Below are 16,732 nucleotides of genomic sequence, written 5' to 3'. Positions count from 1 at the left end.
GTCGTCTCGCTGTGGATAACCATACCCAGCCGTATGGCCAGCGTTAGCCAGCTAATGCCTGGGAAATAAAAAGGCCGGCTTGTTATGCACAAGGCCGGCCTCGAAATAGCTGTGGATAATCAGGGCTTCTTGATCTTCTCTGGACGCTTCCACCCCGAAACGTTGCGCTGGCGAGAGCGTGCAACCGCCAATTCACCTGCTTCTACACACTGAGTAATCGTCGAGCCCGCAGCAGTCGTGGCCCCGGCCTTGATTTCCACAGGCGCGACGAGGGCGCTGTTGGAGCCGATGAAGACGTCTTCGCCCATGACCGTCTTGAACTTGTTGGCCCCATCGTAATTACAGGTGATGGTGCCCGCACCAATATTAGTGCGGGCGCCGATTTCGGCATCACCCAAATACGACAGATGCCCAGCTTTGGCGCCTTCACCAAGATGGGCATTCTTCAGCTCGACGAAGTTACCCACATGGGCCTTTGCATCGAGTACGGTCCCCGGACGCAAGCGTGCAAATGGACCTGCATCACTCCCCTCGCCCATGACGGCACCCTCTAGGTGACTGTTGGCCTTGATCACGGCACCTTTGCGCAGCGTGCAATCCTTGATCACACAGTTAGGGCCAATCTGCACGTCGTCTTCGATGACAACCTTGCCTTCCAAAATGACGTTGATGTCGATCAGCACATCCCGGCCGACCGTCACTTCGCCCCGGACATCGAAACGCGCAGGGTCACGCAAGGTCACACCCTGCGCCATCAGGCGGCGGGCCTCACGCAACTGGTAGTGACGCTCCAGTTCGGCAAGCTGACGGCGGTCATTGGCACCCTGCACTTCCATGGGATCGTCAGGTTGCTCGGTGGCGACCAACAGGCCATCAGCGACTGCCATGGCGATCACATCAGTCAGGTAGTACTCGCCCTGGGCATTGTTGTTCGACAAGCGGCCCATCCAATCTGCCAGGCGAGCGCCAGGAAGCGCCAGGATGCCGGTGTTGCCTTCGCGAATGGACTTCTGTGCCTCGTTAGCGTCCTTGTGCTCGACGATTGCCGTTACCTGCCCATGCGCATCACGCACAATGCGGCCATAGCCCGTCGGATCCTCGAGCGTAACCGTGAGCAAACCCAGTTGCTGCTCGCTGGCTTTGGCCAACAAGCGCTGCAAGGTCGGCACTTCGATGAGCGGCACGTCGCCGTACAGCACCAGCACGGTGTCCGCGGACAGTGCTGGCAAAGCTTGCGCCAAGGCATGCCCCGTACCCAGTTGCTTGTCCTGCATGACAAAGTTGAGGTCGTCACCTGCCAGTCTCGCTTGCACCAACTCTGCCCCATGGCCTATCACCACGTGGATGCCCTGCGGCTGAAGCTGGCGAGCGCTGTGGATAACATGACCGAGCATGGAGTTGCCCGCTACCGGGTGCAATACCTTGGGCAGCGACGAGCGCATGCGGGTGCCTTGGCCGGCGGCAAGAATAACGATATCGAGGGACATGACTGGCTACCAATCCTGGGCGGTCAGTTGCTTGACCGAAAGGGGAAAATCGAAAAAAGAAAAAGGGTAGCCGAGGCTACCCTTTTACTCAATCGCTACACAAATGATGGCCGCAGCCGATCACTTGCCTCTGCGCATTTGCTGGACAGTACGCAGCTGAGCCGCAGCCTCGGCCAGACGTGCGGCAGCAGCGCCGTAGTCGAAGTCCGAGCCTTTGGTGTTCAGCGCGTTCTCGGCAGCCTTGAGGGCTTCCTGAGCCTGAGCTTCGTCCAGGTCGGCAGCACGTTGCACGGTGTCGGCAAGAACCTTCACCATGTTCGGCTGCACTTCGAGGAAGCCACCGGAGATGTAGTACACCTCTTGAGTGCCACCCTGCTTGGTCAGCGTGATCGGACCCGGCTTGAGATTGGTGATCAGCGGGGCGTGGCCTGGTGCGATACCCAGATCGCCCAAGTTGCCGTGCGCTACTACCATCTCGACCAGACCGGAGAAGATTTCTCCTTCCGCGCTGACGATATCGCAATGGACTGTCATAGCCATCTGCTTGCCTCAACCTGATTAGCGCCCCTTGCGGGGCGCCGGGATTACAGTTTCTTGGCTTTCTCGATCGCTTCGTCGATGCTGCCGACCATGTAGAACGCTTGTTCTGGCAGGTGGTCGTAGTCACCTTTGAGGATGCCGCTGAAGCCAGCGATGGTGTCTTTCAGGGAAACGTACTTGCCTGGCGAACCGGTGAAGACCTCGGCCACGAAGAACGGCTGCGACAGGAAGCGCTGAATCTTACGAGCGCGCGCTACCAGTTGCTTGTCGGTCTCGGACAGCTCGTCCATACCCAGGATCGCGATGATGTCCTTCAGCTCTTTGTAGCGCTGCAGAACATACTGAACCTGACGGGCAGTTTCGTAGTGCTCGGTACCGATCACGTTCGGGTCCAGCTGGCGCGAAGTCGAGTCCAGTGGGTCAACCGCTGGGTAGATACCCAGGGAGGCGATGTCACGGGACAGAACGACGGTGGCGTCCAAGTGGGCGAAGGTGGTCGCTGGCGACGGGTCGGTCAAGTCATCCGCAGGCACGTAAACGGCCTGGATGGAGGTGATCGAACCTTCCTTGGTCGAAGTGATACGCTCTTGCAGAACGCCCATCTCTTCGGCCAGGGTCGGCTGGTAACCTACTGCCGAAGGCATACGGCCCAGCAGTGCGGACACTTCGGTACCGGCCAGGGTGTAACGATAGATGTTGTCGACGAACAGCAGAACGTCGTTACCTTCGTCACGGAATTTCTCAGCCATGGTCAGGCCAGTCAGCGCAACGCGCAGACGGTTTCCTGGTGGCTCGTTCATCTGACCGTAGACCAGCGCTACTTTGTCGAGAACGTTGGAGTCCTTCATCTCGTGGTAGAAGTCGTTACCCTCACGAGTACGCTCACCCACACCGGCGAACACGGAATAACCGCTGTGCTCGATGGCGATGTTACGGATCAGTTCCATCATGTTCACGGTCTTGCCGACACCGGCACCACCGAACAGACCAACTTTACCACCCTTGGCGAACGGGCAAACCAGGTCGATAACCTTGATGCCGGTTTCCAGCAGATCGTTGCCGCCTGCCTGGTCCGCGAACGAAGGCGCCTTCTGGTGGATACCACGACGCTCTTCTTCACCGATCGGACCGGCTTCGTCGATTGGGTTACCCAGGACGTCCATGATGCGGCCCAGGGTAGCCTTACCGACAGGAACGGAGATGGCCGCGCCGGTATCGACGACGTCCAGACCGCGCTTCAGACCTTCGGTCGAGCCCATCGCAATGGTACGAACCACGCCGTCGCCCAGCTGCTGCTGAACTTCCAGGGTGGTTTCCGCGCCTTGTACTTTCAGCGCGTTGTAAACACTCGGCACGACGTCACGTGGGAATTCCACGTCGATGACGGCGCCGATGATTTGAACGATACGTCCGCTACTCATAGCTGGATCCTCTGAATTTTTGAACCGTTAAACCGCGGCAGCGCCGCCGACGATTTCCGAGATCTCCTGGGTGATCGCAGCCTGACGCGCCTTGTTGTAGATCAGCTGGAGTTCGCTGATCAGGTCACCGGCGTTGTCTGTGGCGTTCTTCATGGCGATCATCCGGGCTGCTTGTTCAGCAGCATTGTTCTCGACCACCGCCTGGTACACCTGCGACTCCACGTAACGCACCATCAAGCCGTCCAGCAGCTCTTTTGCGTCGGGTTCGTACAGGTAGTCCCAGTGATGCTTGAGATCCTGATCCGGGGTTGCCACCAACGGTACCAACTGCTCGACCGTCGGCTTTTGGGTCATGGTGTTGATGAACTTGTTCGAAACCACCGAGAGGCGATCGATACGGCCATCGAGGTAGGCGTCCAGCATGACCTTGACGGAGCCGATCAAGTCATTGATCGATGGCTCTTCGCCCAGGTGGCTGATCGCGGCTACTACGTTGCCGCCAAAGATACGGAAGAAAGTCGCACCCTTGCTGCCGATCACGCACAGGTCGATTTCCACGCCCTGTTCGCGGTTTTCGTTCATGTCCTTGACCAAGGCCTTGAACAGGTTGGTATTCAAGCCACCGCACAGACCACGGTCACTGCTCACCACGATATAACCGGCGCGCTTCACAGGGCGCTCGATCATGAACGGGTGGCGGTATTCCGGGTTGGCGTTGGCCAGATGACCGATCACCTGGCGGATACGCTCCGCATAAGGACGGCTAGCAGCCATGCGCTGTTGTGCCTTGCGCATTTTGCTGACCGCCACTTTTTCCATGGCGCTGGTAATTTTTTGCGTGCTTTTGATGCTCGCAATCTTACTGCGAATCTCTTTTGCGCCTGCCATGTATCACCTATCAGGTTAGCAAGCGGGGGCCTGGGCCCCCGCTGCGGCTTACCAGGTCTGGGTGGCCTTGAACTTCTCGATACCGGCTTTCATGCCTGCATCGATTTCGTCGTTGAAGTCACCCTTCACGTTGATCTTCGCCATCAGTTCGGCGTGATCACGGTGGAAGAAGGCGATCAGTGCTTGCTCGAAGCTGCCGACCTTGGAGACTTCTACGTCGGTCAGGAAGCCACGCTCAGCGGCGTACAGCGACAGGGCCATGTCCGCGATGGACATCGGCGCGTACTGCTTCTGCTTCATCAGCTCGGTAACGCGCTGACCATGCTCCAGCTGCTTGCGGGTCGCTTCGTCCAGATCGGACGCGAACTGGGCGAATGCCGCCAGTTCACGGTACTGAGCCAGTGCGGTACGAATACCACCGGACAGCTTCTTGATGATCTTGGTCTGAGCGGCACCACCTACACGCGATACCGAAACACCGGCGTTCACTGCAGGGCGGATGCCCGAGTTAAACATGGCCGATTCCAGGAAGATCTGACCGTCGGTGATGGAAATCACGTTGGTCGGAACGAACGCCGAAACGTCGCCAGCCTGGGTTTCGATGATCGGCAGAGCGGTCAGGGAACCGGTCTTGCCAGTGACTGCGCCGTTGGTGAACTTCTCGACGTATTCTTCCGAAACGCGCGATGCACGCTCCAGCAGACGGGAGTGGAGATAGAACACGTCGCCTGGGTACGCTTCACGTCCTGGTGGACGACGCAGCAGCAGGGAGATCTGACGGTAGGCAACAGCCTGCTTGGACAGATCATCGTAGACGATCAGGGCATCTTCACCGCGGTCACGGAAGTACTCGCCCATGGTGCAGCCGGAGTACGGCGCCAGGAACTGCAGTGCAGCCGATTCCGAGGCGCTGGCGGCAACAACGATGGTGTTGGCCAGGGCACCGGCTTCTTCGAGCTTGCGCACGACGTTGGCGATGGTCGACTGCTTCTGGCCGACGGCCACGTATACGCAGAAGATACCGCTATTTTTCTGGTTGATGATCGCATCGACCGCCATGGCAGTCTTACCGATCTGACGGTCACCGATGATCAGCTCACGCTGGCCACGGCCAACCGGGATCATGGCGTCGACCGACTTGTAGCCAGTCTGTACAGGCTGGTCTACCGACTTACGCCAGATCACGCCTGGAGCAACTTTCTCGACCGCGTCGGTCTCGGTGTTGTTCAGCGGACCTTTGCCGTCAATTGGGTTACCCAGTGCGTCCACGACGCGACCCAGCAGTTCCTTACCAACCGGAACTTCCAGGATGCGACCGGTGCACTTGGCGCTCATGCCCTCGGCGAGGGAGGTGTACGCACCCAGTACCACCGCACCTACGGAGTCTTGCTCCAGGTTCAGTGCCATACCGTATACGCCGCCCGGGAACTCGATCATTTCGCCGTACATAGCGTCGGCCAGACCGTGGATCCGTACGATACCGTCGGAAACGCTTACGACGGTACCTTCGTTACGGGCTTGGGAGCCGACATCGAGCTTCTCGATGCGGCCCTTGATGATTTCACTAATTTCGGAAGGATTGAGTTGCTGCATTGCTCTGCTGCCCCTTCAAACTCAAGATTTCAATGCTTCGGCCAGTTTCGCGATTTTGCCGCGAACAGAGCCATCGATTACCAGGTCGCCGGCGCGGATGACGACGCCGCCGATCAGGCTGGCATCCTCCGACGCGTGCAGGCGCACTTCCCGGCTGAGCCGTGCACTGAGAACCTTGGCGAGTTTGTCTTGCTGTTCTTGGTTCAACGCAAAAGCACTGGTGACTTCCACGTCCACGGATTTCTCTTGTTCTGCCTTGTACAGGTCGAACAGAGCGGCAATCTCCGGCAGAAGCAGGAGACGGTCGTTTTCCGCGGCAACATGAATGAAATTCTGTGCCGATGCATCGAACTTGTCACCGCAAACGTCAATGAATGCGGCGGCCTTTTCTGCGCTTGTCAGTCGCGGGGCCTTGAGCAGGCGCTGCATGGTGTCATCTTCGGACACTGCAGCAGCCAGGCCGAGCATGGCTGACCAATTGGCCAGTTGCTGATGGGCCTGGGCATGCTCAAAGGCAGCCTTAGCGTAAGGTCGGGCCAACGTGGTCAGTTCTGCCATGATCGCCCTCGCTTAAATTTCAGCGGCCAGTTTGTTAACCAGCTCTGCATGCGCGTTTTGATCGATTGTGGCGCCAAGGATCTTTTCAGCACCGCCAACAGCCAGGGCACCCACTTGGGCACGCAGGGCGTCTTTGACGCTGTTCAGTTCCTGTTCGATCTCGGCCTGAGCCTGAGCCTTCACACGGTCAGCTTCGACACGAGCCTGTTCACGGGCTTCGTCTACTAGCTGAGCAGCGCGTTTCTTGCTTTGCTCAATGATTTCAGCTGCCTGTGCCTTTGCTTCACGCAGTTGCTGACCCACTTTCTCTTGGGCCAGCTCCAGGTCGCGAGCTGCGCGGTTGGCAGCGTCCAAGCCGTCTGCAATCTTCTTTTGACGCTCTTGCAGAGCAGTGATGACCGGAGGCCATACGTACTTCATGCAGAAGAGTACAAAAATCAGAAAAGCAACGGATTGGCCAATCAGGGTTGCATTAATGTTCACGCCAACACCTCGCTCGGTCTTTGTCCATCACACCCATCAACTCGTCGAAACGAGTGATTAGCCGGCGATTTGACCAACGAAGGGATTCGCGAAGGTGAAGAACAGAGCGATACCAACACCGATCATGGTGACGGCGTCGAGCAGACCGGCAACGATGAACATTTTGACCTGCAGCATCGGAACCATCTCAGGCTGACGAGCAGCGCCTTCCAGGAATTTGCCGCCCAGCAGGCCGAAACCAATGGCGGTACCCAGAGCACCCAGGCCGATCAGCAGAGCAACAGCGATAGCGGTCAGACCAACTACAGTTTCCATCTTTCCTCCCGACTTTTACGTCGTATTGGTTAGGTTTTTTAGTTTGAAGCGGTAAAACGAATCGTTTGGTACAGCATGCCCTTGCGGACTTTTTAAGCCCTCCCCCCAAACGAGCGGGGAAGGCTATCAGACACGCCAGGCGGTCTTAATGGTTATCTTCGTGAGCCATCGACAAGTAGACGATGGTAAGCATCATGAAGATGAAGGCTTGCAGGGTGATGATCAGGATGTGGAACACAGCCCACGCCCATTGCAGCACGATACCCAGGCCGCTGAGCCACAGGATGCCGGCGCCGAACATCACGGCAATCAGGATGAACACCAGCTCGCCGGCGTACATGTTGCCGAACAGACGCAGTGCCAGCGAGATCGGCTTGGCGATCAGGGTCACGAATTCCAGCAGGAAGTTGACCGGGATCAGCAGGATCTGCAGGAAGATATTCTTGCTGCCGAACGGGTGCAGGGTCAGCTCACCGATGAAGCCACCCAGGCCCTTGACCTTGATGCTGTAGAAGATGATCAGCGCAAACACGCAGAAGGCCATGGCCAGGGTCGCGTTCGGGTCGGTGGTCGACACGGCGCGGAACGGAATGTGCGGATCACCCGAGATCAGGATGGCCAGCTGAGGAATCCAGTCGACCGGTACCAGGTCGATGGCGTTCATCAGGAATACCCAGACGAAGATGGTCAACGCCAGCGGCGCGATCACCGGGCTACGGCCGTGGAAGGAGTCCTTCACGCTGCCATTGACGAAGTCCACCAGCACTTCGACGAAGTTCTGCAGGCCGCTCGGTTGGCCAGAAGTCGCCTTCTTGGCCGCCATGCGGAAGATGAACAGGAAGATCAGACCCAGTGCGACGGACCAACCCAGGGTATCCACGTGGAATGCCCAGAAGCCCATAGCCTTGGCTTCTGCAGCCGAATGGGCGAAGCCCCAGCTGCCGTCTGGTAGTTGACCGTAAGTCAGGTTCTGCAAGTGGTGCTGGATATAGCCCGAAGCGGTTTCTGCTGCCATGGTTGCCTCAAACGCCCTAAGGTCTCGAAAGTCTTTTATTCATCAGCAGGGGCGCGAACCAGCTGACCAAAAGGGTCAACACGAAGACGCCGAATACTGCCAGCGGCGCCAGTGGCTTCACTCCTGCGAAGGTCAGTGCGAAGAGCACTGCCGTCAAAATCATCTTGCCTGCCTCGCCAGCGTAGAACGACTTGACGATGGCCTGCGCCGCCCGAGCTCCGCTAAAGCGAAAAGCCTTCCAGGCGAAATAAACATTGGGCAGCCAGGCAATCAGGCCTCCGCAGAGCCCTGAATATCCGCTGACCGTCCCAGCCAACTGCCACAACACCAAGGTTGCCAGCAGCAGCACGACGAATTGCGTCAGCAATACCGGAAAAACCGCCCAGCGATGGAAAGGCAACCGGTTTGGCGTGCGGATTTCCATCACAACTGCTCCCCGTGAATCGGCCTGCCAGTCAGCGATGACTTGGCATAATTTGTGCCGACAAAATGCGCGCAGAGTATAGGGGTGGATTAACCCCTATTCAACTATTCGTAGTGATTTCCGATTGCGCGCTACAACAGGAATTGTTTCAGCGAATGTGTGTGAGTACGCCCTGCAACTCATCGAGCGAGTTATAGCGAATCACCAGTTGGCCCTTGCCTTTAGCGCCGTGGCGAATCTGTACAGCCGAGCCTAAACGCTCTGCAAGCCGCTGTTCCAGGCGTGCAATGTCCGGATCAGGTTTGCCGGGTTCTACCGGATCAGGTTTGTCGCTCAGCCATTGGCGCACCAGCGCCTCGGTCTGACGTACGGTCAGCCCACGTGCGACAACATGACGCGCCCCTTCCTCCTGGCGATTCTCTTCCAGGCCTAGCAAAGCCCGTGCGTGACCCATCTCCAGGTCACCATGGGCGAGCATCGTTTTGATCGCTTCAGGCAACGTGATCAACCGCAGCAGGTTGGCCACGGTCACCCGCGACTTGCCCACGGCATCGGCCACTTGCTGCTGGGTCAGCTCGAACTCCTGCTGCAACCGCTGCAGGGCCAGCGCTTCTTCCAGAGGGTTCAAGTCCTCGCGCTGGATGTTTTCGATCAGGGCCATGGCAATGGCCGCTTCGTCAGGGACCTCGCGGACCATGGCCGGAATGGTGTCCAGACCGGCTTGTTGAGTCGCGCGCCAGCGCCGCTCACCGGCGATGATCTCATAGCGCTCATCGCCAACCGGGCGCACCACGATCGGTTGCATCACGCCGTGGCTGCGGATCGAGTGAGCCAGTTCTTCGAGCGCCTGCGGGTCCATGTCGCGACGTGGCTGGTACTTGCCCCGTTGAATCAACTCGACGGGCAGGTGCTGAAGCTCCTTGAGGTCGATCTTTACAGCCTGCTCTTCGAGCGCGCTCACGGATGGACCGCTGAGCAGCGCATCCAACCCACGTCCGAGACCCCGTTTCTTGACGGCCATGCGGATTCCTTAAGTTGCTTGTGCAGTGCGGGACTGGCGGCGTTGACGACGAACCAGTTCTCCGGCCAGGGCAAGGTAGGCCTGTGCGCCGCGCGATTGCTTGTCGTAGGCCAATGCCGGCATACCGAAGCTGGGTGCTTCGGCCAGGCGGATGTTTCGCGGAATGACGGTATCGTACAACTGCGAACCGAAATGCTCCTTGAGCTGCGCCGATACATCGTTGTTCAGGCTCAGCCGCGGATCATACATGGTTCGCAGCAACCCCTCGATCTTGAGCGCGGGGTTCAACTTGGCAGCGATCCGCTTGATGTTGTCCACAAGGTCGCTCAGCCCTTCCAGCGCGTAATACTCGCACTGCATGGGGATGATCACGCCATCGGAAGCCACCAAGGCATTGAGCGTCAGCATCGACAATGAAGGCGGGCAGTCGATGAGGATGAAATCGTAGTTATCACGAATGGGCGCCAGCGCATTACGCAGGCGGCTTTCCTTGACCTGCATCTCCAGCAGCACGACTTCGGCAGCGGTCAGGTCACGGTTGGCCGGCAACAGCTGGAACCCACCATGCTCGGAATAGTGCATGGCCTGGGCCAGGTCACACTCTCCGATCAGCAGGTCGTACACAGAGTGCTCGAGCTCGTGCTTGTCCACGCCGCTGCCCATGGTGGCATTGCCCTGCGGATCGAGGTCGATCAGCAGCACACGACGCTTGGTCGCCACCAGCGAGGCAGCGAGATTGATACAGGTGGTGGTCTTGCCCACACCACCTTTCTGGTTCGCGATTGCGAATACCTTAGCCATTGATGCGTCTGTTCCCAATCAAGCCTTGCGGCGCAGTATCAGCAGATGACGTTGGCCCTGGCAACCCGGAACGGTCAGGGCCTGCTCGCTTTCCACTGTGAAGTCTGCGGGCAATGCTACCAGTTCATCGGCAGGATGCAGCCCCTTCATTGCAAGCCACTGCGTCCCGGTGTCGCCCAGGTGGCGGGTCCAGTTGGTGAAATTCTCCATGCTGCTGAAAGCGCGGGAGATGATGCCGTCGAACGGCTGGGCCGGCGTGTACCCCTCGACCCTGCTGTGGATAACCGTAAGGTTGTCCAGCTTGAGCTCCATTTTCACCTGGGTCAGAAAGCGCGTCTTCTTGCCATTGGCATCCAGTACGGTGATCCGCTTGTGGGGATACAGGATAGCCATGGGCACACCTGGCATGCCTCCGCCGCTGCCGACATCCAGCCAGTTACTGCGCTCGCTGTGGATAAACGGCATCACGCTGAGGCTGTCGAGCAGGTGACGCGAAACCATTTCATCCGGATCCCGGACGGCGGTGAGGTTGTAGGCCTTGTTCCACTTGATCAACAGGGCCAGGTAGCCCAGCAGTTTTTCATGGTGTTCAGGGCTCAGGGGCACAGCCAACTGGCGGGCACCTGTGGACAACTCTTCGGCATGTTGGGAGGTAACCAGGGAACTCAAACGCTTTGCTCCAGCTCGCGGCCTGCACCGCGTTTTTTCAGGTGGATGAGCAACAGGGAAATGGCCGCCGGCGTCACGCCTGGAATGCGCGAGGCCTGCCCCAGGGTTTCGGGACGGGTCTGGCTGAGCTTGCCCTGAATCTCTTTGGACAGCCCCGAAATCGTGGCGTACTCGATATCCACAGGCAGGCGCGTGTCCTCACTGGCGCGCAGCCGCGCGATTTCGTCCTGCTGACGGTCGATGTAACCCGCGTATTTGGTGCGAATCTCGACCTGCTCGGCGACCTGTGGATCGATCAACTCACCGCCGGTAGCCGCCATTAACCCTGCATAGTCGATTTCGGGTCGTGCCAGCAGGTTCAGCAGGCTGTACTCGTGGCTCAATGGCGTACCGAACTTGTCCACAACGGCTTGGCCTTGCTCGGTGTTGGGCCTTATCCAGGTCGATTTCAGCCGCTGCTCTTCTTTTTCGATACCGTCGCGCTTGGTGCAGAAGGCGGCCCAGCGCTCGTCGTCGATCAACCCCAGCGCTCGCCCTTTTTCTGTGAGACGCAGGTCGGCGTTGTCCTCCCGCAGGATCAACCGGTATTCGGCCCGGGATGTGAACATGCGATACGGTTCTTGAGTGCCCAAGGTGATCAAGTCGTCGACCAGCACGCCGATGTAGGCTTCATCGCGCCGCGGACACCAGGCCTCGCGGCCCTGAGCGCGCAGTGCGGCGTTGGTCCCGGCCAACAGGCCTTGCGCACCGGCTTCTTCGTAACCGGTGGTGCCGTTGATCTGGCCAGCGAAGAAGAGACCACCAATGACTTTGGTTTCCAGGCTGTACTTCAAGTCGCGCGGATCGAAGTAGTCATATTCGATGGCGTAGCCTGGGCGGACGATATGCGCGTTTTCCATGCCCCGGATCGAGCGCACCAACTCCAGCTGCACATCGAAGGGCAGCGAAGTGGAAATACCGTTGGGGTAGAGCTCGTGAGTGGTCAGGCCTTCAGGCTCGATGAATACCTGGTGGCTTTCCTTGTCCGCAAAGCGGTGGATCTTGTCTTCGATCGACGGGCAGTAACGTGGCCCTACCCCTTCGATGACCCCCGAGTACATGGGCGAACGGTCAAGGTTCGAAGCGATGATGTCATGTGTCCGGGCGTTGGTGTGAGTGATATAGCAGCTCACCTGGCGCGGATGCATGCCCGCATTGCCCATGAACGACATCACGGGGATAGGCGTATCGCCGGGCTGCTCGGTCATGACCGAGAAATCCACGGAGCGACCGTCGATACGAGGCGGCGTACCTGTCTTCAGGCGGCCGACGCGTAGCGGCAATTCACGCATGCGATGCGCCAACGCGATGGAGGGCGGATCCCCTGCGCGTCCTCCCGAGTGGTTCTGCATACCAATATGGATCAGGCCGCCCAGGAAGGTGCCGGTGGTGAGCACGACCGAGTTTGCAAAGAACCGCAGCCCCATCTGGGTGACCACGCCTTTGACTTCATCCTGTTCAACGATCAGGTCGTCACAGGACTGCTGAAATATCCACAGGTTGGGCTGGTTTTCCAAAATCTCACGCACAACCGCCTTGTAGATGGCGCGGTCAGCCTGTGCACGCGTGGCGCGAACGGCTGGGCCCTTGCGGTTATTCAACACGCGAAACTGAATGCCACTCTTGTCGGTGGCCAGCGCCATGGCGCCGCCCAGGGCATCGATTTCCTTGACCAGATGGCTTTTGCCGATGCCACCAATGGCAGGGTTGCAACTCATGTGCCCGAGGGTTTCCACGTTGTGGGTCAGCAGCAGGGTTTTGACACCCATGCGTGCAGACGCAAGCGCAGCCTCGGTACCGGCATGGCCGCCGCCGATGACGATCACTTCAAAACGGGAAGGGAAATCCACCACGCACCTCGTGCCTGTTGTGCAAATAGAAAAGGTAAGCCGACAAGTATAGGGACATCACCCCCCTCATTGAAACCGTCTGAGCAAATTTTGATCAGGCTGTGGATGAATGGCACACAACAGAAATCAACGAAGATAGATTTATAAAAGCTTTGTTTTTATGTTTATTCTTATGCACAGCGATATCTGTGGATAAGGTCTTCAAGACCAGGAAACGCGTGTTGTACAGAGATCCTGAACCCTGTGCTTTAACCCCGCTGAGCCTTTTGGATAACAGGGAATAGCCTGTGGATGAAATGCAGGGTTACCCACAGGGCGATTTATCCTCAAGAAAAATTAGCGCTTATCAACGGAGCTCAGATAGGGTTTTCCACAGGGCTTAGCGGCTACCGTTCCTGGCTGTCCCTTCGCTGGAGGCTTATTTCAAGCCAAAAAAAACCGCCCCTAAAGGGCGGTTGGCTGGTCCGGGACCAGGTTGTTTGTTACTTGCCGATGCAGAAACTCGAGAAAATCCGCCCCAACAAGTCGTCGGAACTGAAGGCCCCGGTGATTTCCCCAAGCACCTGCTGCGCCTGACGCAAGTCCTCTGCCAGTAGTTCACCTGCACCTGCGAGGGTCAGCTGCGCACGACCGTGCTCAAGGTGCTCACTGGCCTGGCGCAACGCATCCAGGTGCCGTCGACGGGCGCTGAAACCACTCTCGGCGGTTTGTTCATAGCCCATGCAGGCCTTGAGATGGTCGCGCAACAGCTGCAGCCCCCCACCCTCTCCTTTGGCGCTCAGCGTGATGGTGGCTTGTCCATCTTCACCCTGGTGCAGCGCTACAGGCTCCCCACTCAGATCCGCTTTATTGCGTATCAGGGTTACCCGTGCTGGATCCGGACGCTGGTCCAGAAACTCGGGCCATAAAGCAAAGGGATCGTCGGCTTCAGGGGCTGTGGAGTCCACAACCAGCAATATCCGGTCTGCCTCGCCTATCGCTTGTAGCGCTCGCTCGACACCGATCTTTTCCACATGATCATCTGTTGAACGTAGCCCAGCTGTGTCCACCACGTGAAGCGGCATGCCGTCGATGTGGATATGTTCGCGCAGGGTGTCCCGAGTCGTGCCGGCAATGTCCGTTACGATCGCCGCTTCACGTCCCGCTAGCTGGTTGAGCAGACTCGACTTGCCTGCATTGGGTCGCCCAGCGATGACCACTGTCATGCCATCACGCAGCAAAGCCCCTTGGCCCGCCTCACGCAGCACTGTGGATAAATGATCCCTCACGGCATCGAGCATCGACAGCACGTGGCCATCGGCCAGGAAATCGATTTCTTCCTCGGGAAAATCAATGGCGGCCTCCACGTAGATGCGCAGCGCAATCAACGCTTCGGTGAGGCTGTGGACATGTCTGGAAAATTCGCCCTGCAGCGATCGCAGTGCGTTTCGCGCTGCCTGGCTGGAGCTGGCTTCGATCAAGTCGGCGATGGCCTCGGCTTGAGCCAGGTCAAGCTTGTCATTGAGAAATGCCCGCTCGCTGAACTCCCCTGGCCTGGCCAGGCGACACCCCAGTTGTACACAGCGCTGTAGCAGCATATCCAGGACCACGGGGCCGCCATGGCCTTGCAACTCAAGTACATCTTCACCGGTGAATGAGTTGGGCCCCGGAAAGAACAGCGCGATACCTTCATCCAGTACCACCCCCTCCTCGTCGCGGAATGGGCCGTAATGAGCATGACGCGGTTGCAGGCTGCGGCCGGTTATCCACTGGCCCGCCTGGGCAGCCAGTGGTCCTGACAACCTCACGATGCCTACGCCGCCGCGGCCTTGGGCAGTTGCGATGGCGGCAATGGTTTCACGCACAGTATTCATGCTGGGGAGCCTCTACGACAAATACGACAGATAGCAAAAACGCCCCACGAGGGGGCGTTTTATTCACAAGCTAGCGTAGCAGCCCGTCAGGCAGCCGCTTTCTTGTTGGCGGCCTCGATGCTGCGCGTGATGTACCACTGCTGCGTGATGGACAGGCAGTTGTTCACAACCCAGTACAGCACCAGACCGGCTGGGAACCACAGGAAGAAGAAGGTGAAGATGATCGGCATCATTTTCATCACCTTGGCCTGCATCGGATCCGGCGGGGTTGGGTTCAGGCGCTGCTGAATGAACATGGTAGCGCCCATGATGATCGGCAGGATGAAGAACGGATCCTTGATCGACAGGTCGGTAATCCACAGCATCCAAGGTGCCTGACGCATCTCGACGCTTTCCAGCAGTACCCAGTAGAGGGCCAGGAATACTGGCATCTGGACCAGGATTGGCAAGCAACCGCCCAGCGGGTTGATTTTCTCTTTCTTGTACAGCTCCATCATCGCCTGGGACATCTTCTGGCGATCATCGCCGAAGCGTTCCTTGAGCGCTGCGAGCTTGGGCGAAACAGCACGCATACGTGCCATGGAACGGTAGCTGGCAGCGGACAGCGGGAAGAACAGGCCCTTGATGAGCATGGTCAGCACGATGATCGACCAGCCCCAGTTACCCAGCAGGCTGTGGATATGTTGCAGGAGCCAGAAGATCGGCTGTGCGATGAACCACAGGAAACCGTAGTCGACGGTCAGCTCCAGGCCTGGGGACAACTCCTTGAGCTTGGACTGGATCTTGGGACCGGCATACAACATGGCGCTGGTTTCGGCCTTGCCGCCCGCAGGTACGCTGATAGCCGGGCCGGTGTAGCCGATGATGTAGTTGCCCTGGCTGTCCTTGCGGGTTTGCACCGCATTGTTGTCAGACTTGGCCGGGATCCATGCGGTCACGAAGTAGTGCTGAAGCCATGCTACCCAACCGCCGGACACATTTTCTTTCAAACTACCTTTGTCGATGTCCTTCATCGAGACCTTTTTGTAGGGCTCCGAAGGTGTCCACAGGGCCGCACCCAAGTAGGTCGCGGTGCCGGTGGCAGTGCTCGACGACGGATCGGAACTGGCATCGCGCTTGAGCTGGGCGAACATGTTGCCGCTCCAGGCCTGGCTGCTCTGGTTGTCGATCAGGTAGCTGACGTTCAGGTCATACTCGCCGCGCTTGAAGCTGAAGCGCTTGATGTAGTTGACCCCGTTGTCGCTGAACTTCAGGTCTACCACCAACTGGTCCTGACCATCGGCCAACTGATAACGCTTCTGATCAGCAGCGTAGAGGGGGCGACCGGTCGAACGGGCATCTGGACCGTTGGCACCGGTCAACCCGCTTTGCGCGAGATAGACGCGCTCTGCACCGTTGTCGAACAGCTGGAACGGGATATCCGGATGGTCCTGACGGCGTGGATACAGCGGCAGGTTCAGTTGGACGACGTCACCACCTACCGGATCGATAGCCAAGTCCAGCACATCGGTCTTGACCCGGATCAGATCCTTGCTGACAGCCACGGGTGCCAGATCGGCAGTGCGGGTTTCAGCAGTGGCGCTTGGCACATCGGCGCTGGCACCAGCACCGGCATTGCCGGCAGGTACGCCATCGGGCAAACCAGGGTTGTTCGTGCTGGCAGCAGTATTCTGAGTCGGCAGGGCAGCCTGGCCGTAGTCCTGGTTCCATTTAAGGACCATGACGTAGGACACGATTGCCAGGGCGACGATCAGGATCGTGCGTTTAATATCCAT

At 58.4% G+C, this 16,732-nt stretch carries 16 protein-coding genes; all 16 read right to left on the bottom strand.

Annotated features, from left to right (window positions below; all coding sequences use genetic code 11):
- Positions 1–119: 119 nt before the first annotated feature.
- Positions 120–1,487, bottom strand: a complete 1,368-nt coding sequence (glmU, locus tag ACF8E5_RS17435) for a bifunctional UDP-N-acetylglucosamine diphosphorylase/glucosamine-1-phosphate N-acetyltransferase GlmU (protein ID WP_058638775.1) — start codon at positions 1,485–1,487, stop codon at positions 120–122.
- 120 nt (positions 1,488–1,607) lie between these two features.
- Positions 1,608–2,027: a F0F1 ATP synthase subunit epsilon gene (locus ACF8E5_RS17430; RefSeq protein ID WP_023532701.1), complete on the bottom strand. Its 420-nt coding sequence runs from the start codon at positions 2,025–2,027 to the stop codon at positions 1,608–1,610.
- A gap of 44 nt (positions 2,028–2,071) precedes the next feature.
- Positions 2,072–3,448: a F0F1 ATP synthase subunit beta gene (gene atpD, locus ACF8E5_RS17425; RefSeq protein ID WP_023532615.1), complete on the bottom strand. Its 1,377-nt coding sequence runs from the start codon at positions 3,446–3,448 to the stop codon at positions 2,072–2,074.
- 27 nt (positions 3,449–3,475) lie between these two features.
- Complete coding sequence (atpG, locus tag ACF8E5_RS17420; protein ID WP_058602716.1) at positions 3,476–4,336, bottom strand: F0F1 ATP synthase subunit gamma; 861 nt, start codon at positions 4,334–4,336, stop codon at positions 3,476–3,478.
- Between the two features lie 48 nt (positions 4,337–4,384).
- Positions 4,385–5,929 carry a F0F1 ATP synthase subunit alpha gene (gene atpA, locus ACF8E5_RS17415; protein ID WP_023532736.1) on the bottom strand — a complete coding sequence of 515 codons (1,545 nt, stop codon included), beginning with the start codon at positions 5,927–5,929 and terminating at the stop codon, positions 4,385–4,387.
- A gap of 21 nt (positions 5,930–5,950) precedes the next feature.
- Positions 5,951–6,487, bottom strand: a complete 537-nt coding sequence (locus ACF8E5_RS17410; protein ID WP_023532623.1) for a F0F1 ATP synthase subunit delta — start codon at positions 6,485–6,487, stop codon at positions 5,951–5,953.
- 12 nt (positions 6,488–6,499) lie between these two features.
- A complete protein-coding gene (locus ACF8E5_RS17405; protein ID WP_011536505.1) occupies positions 6,500–6,970 on the bottom strand; it encodes a F0F1 ATP synthase subunit B in 471 nt (156 codons plus the stop codon).
- A gap of 57 nt (positions 6,971–7,027) precedes the next feature.
- On the bottom strand, positions 7,028–7,285 hold the full coding sequence (atpE, locus tag ACF8E5_RS17400; RefSeq protein WP_003097235.1) for a F0F1 ATP synthase subunit C: 258 nt from the start codon (positions 7,283–7,285) through the stop codon (positions 7,028–7,030).
- Between the two features lie 145 nt (positions 7,286–7,430).
- Entirely contained in the window at positions 7,431–8,300 is an 870-nt protein-coding gene (gene atpB / locus ACF8E5_RS17395) for a F0F1 ATP synthase subunit A (protein ID WP_023532311.1), read from the bottom strand.
- Positions 8,301–8,316: 16 nt separating this feature from the next.
- Positions 8,317–8,724: a F0F1 ATP synthase subunit I gene (locus ACF8E5_RS17390; protein WP_023532288.1), complete on the bottom strand. Its 408-nt coding sequence runs from the start codon at positions 8,722–8,724 to the stop codon at positions 8,317–8,319.
- A 148-nt stretch (positions 8,725–8,872) separates the two neighbouring features.
- Positions 8,873–9,745, bottom strand: coding sequence for a ParB/RepB/Spo0J family partition protein (locus tag ACF8E5_RS17385; RefSeq protein WP_145254129.1), 873 nt, complete (start codon positions 9,743–9,745; stop codon positions 8,873–8,875).
- Between the two features lie 9 nt (positions 9,746–9,754).
- Positions 9,755–10,546, bottom strand: coding sequence for a ParA family protein (locus tag ACF8E5_RS17380; RefSeq protein WP_023532809.1), 792 nt, complete (start codon positions 10,544–10,546; stop codon positions 9,755–9,757).
- A gap of 18 nt (positions 10,547–10,564) precedes the next feature.
- Positions 10,565–11,215, bottom strand: coding sequence for a 16S rRNA (guanine(527)-N(7))-methyltransferase RsmG (gene rsmG / locus ACF8E5_RS17375; RefSeq protein ID WP_392475587.1), 651 nt, complete (start codon positions 11,213–11,215; stop codon positions 10,565–10,567).
- A complete protein-coding gene (gene mnmG / locus ACF8E5_RS17370; protein ID WP_196185268.1) occupies positions 11,212–13,104 on the bottom strand; it encodes a tRNA uridine-5-carboxymethylaminomethyl(34) synthesis enzyme MnmG in 1,893 nt (630 codons plus the stop codon). Before mnmG ends, rsmG begins: the two co-directional genes overlap by 4 nt.
- A gap of 482 nt (positions 13,105–13,586) precedes the next feature.
- Complete coding sequence (gene mnmE / locus ACF8E5_RS17365) at positions 13,587–14,957, bottom strand: tRNA uridine-5-carboxymethylaminomethyl(34) synthesis GTPase MnmE (RefSeq protein ID WP_058638773.1); 1,371 nt, start codon at positions 14,955–14,957, stop codon at positions 13,587–13,589.
- 86 nt (positions 14,958–15,043) lie between these two features.
- A complete protein-coding gene (yidC, locus tag ACF8E5_RS17360; RefSeq protein WP_392475586.1) occupies positions 15,044–16,732 on the bottom strand; it encodes a membrane protein insertase YidC in 1,689 nt (562 codons plus the stop codon).

Origin of the sequence: Pseudomonas sp. WSY_20, from assembly GCF_043104335.1 — a bacterium.
Lineage (GTDB): Bacteria > Pseudomonadota > Gammaproteobacteria > Pseudomonadales > Pseudomonadaceae > Aquipseudomonas > Aquipseudomonas parafulva_B.
Note: the sequence above shows the minus strand (reverse complement) of the source record. Positions and strands in the feature narration are given on the sequence as shown.

Bases quoted from the DNA above. Each gene is read 5' to 3' on its own strand.
- glmU (WP_058638775.1), bottom strand. From the start codon at position 1,487: ATGTCCCTCGATATCGTTATTCTTGCCGCCGGCCAAGGCACCCGCATG.
- ACF8E5_RS17430 (WP_023532701.1), bottom strand. From the start codon at position 2,027: ATGGCTATGACAGTCCATTGCGATATCGTCAGCGCGGAAGGAGAAATC.
- atpD (WP_023532615.1), bottom strand. From the start codon at position 3,448: ATGAGTAGCGGACGTATCGTTCAAATCATCGGCGCCGTCATCGACGTG.
- atpG (WP_058602716.1), bottom strand. From the start codon at position 4,336: ATGGCAGGCGCAAAAGAGATTCGCAGTAAGATTGCGAGCATCAAAAGC.
- atpA (WP_023532736.1), bottom strand. From the start codon at position 5,929: ATGCAGCAACTCAATCCTTCCGAAATTAGTGAAATCATCAAGGGCCGC.
- ACF8E5_RS17410 (WP_023532623.1), bottom strand. From the start codon at position 6,487: ATGGCAGAACTGACCACGTTGGCCCGACCTTACGCTAAGGCTGCCTTT.
- atpE (WP_003097235.1), bottom strand. From the start codon at position 7,285: ATGGAAACTGTAGTTGGTCTGACCGCTATCGCTGTTGCTCTGCTGATC.
- atpB (WP_023532311.1), bottom strand. From the start codon at position 8,300: ATGGCAGCAGAAACCGCTTCGGGCTATATCCAGCACCACTTGCAGAAC.
- ACF8E5_RS17390 (WP_023532288.1), bottom strand. From the start codon at position 8,724: ATGGAAATCCGCACGCCAAACCGGTTGCCTTTCCATCGCTGGGCGGTT.
- ACF8E5_RS17385 (WP_145254129.1), bottom strand. From the start codon at position 9,745: ATGGCCGTCAAGAAACGGGGTCTCGGACGTGGGTTGGATGCGCTGCTC.
- ACF8E5_RS17380 (WP_023532809.1), bottom strand. From the start codon at position 10,546: ATGGCTAAGGTATTCGCAATCGCGAACCAGAAAGGTGGTGTGGGCAAG.
- mnmE (WP_058638773.1), bottom strand. From the start codon at position 14,957: ATGAATACTGTGCGTGAAACCATTGCCGCCATCGCAACTGCCCAAGGC.
- yidC (WP_392475586.1), bottom strand. From the start codon at position 16,732: ATGGATATTAAACGCACGATCCTGATCGTCGCCCTGGCAATCGTGTCC.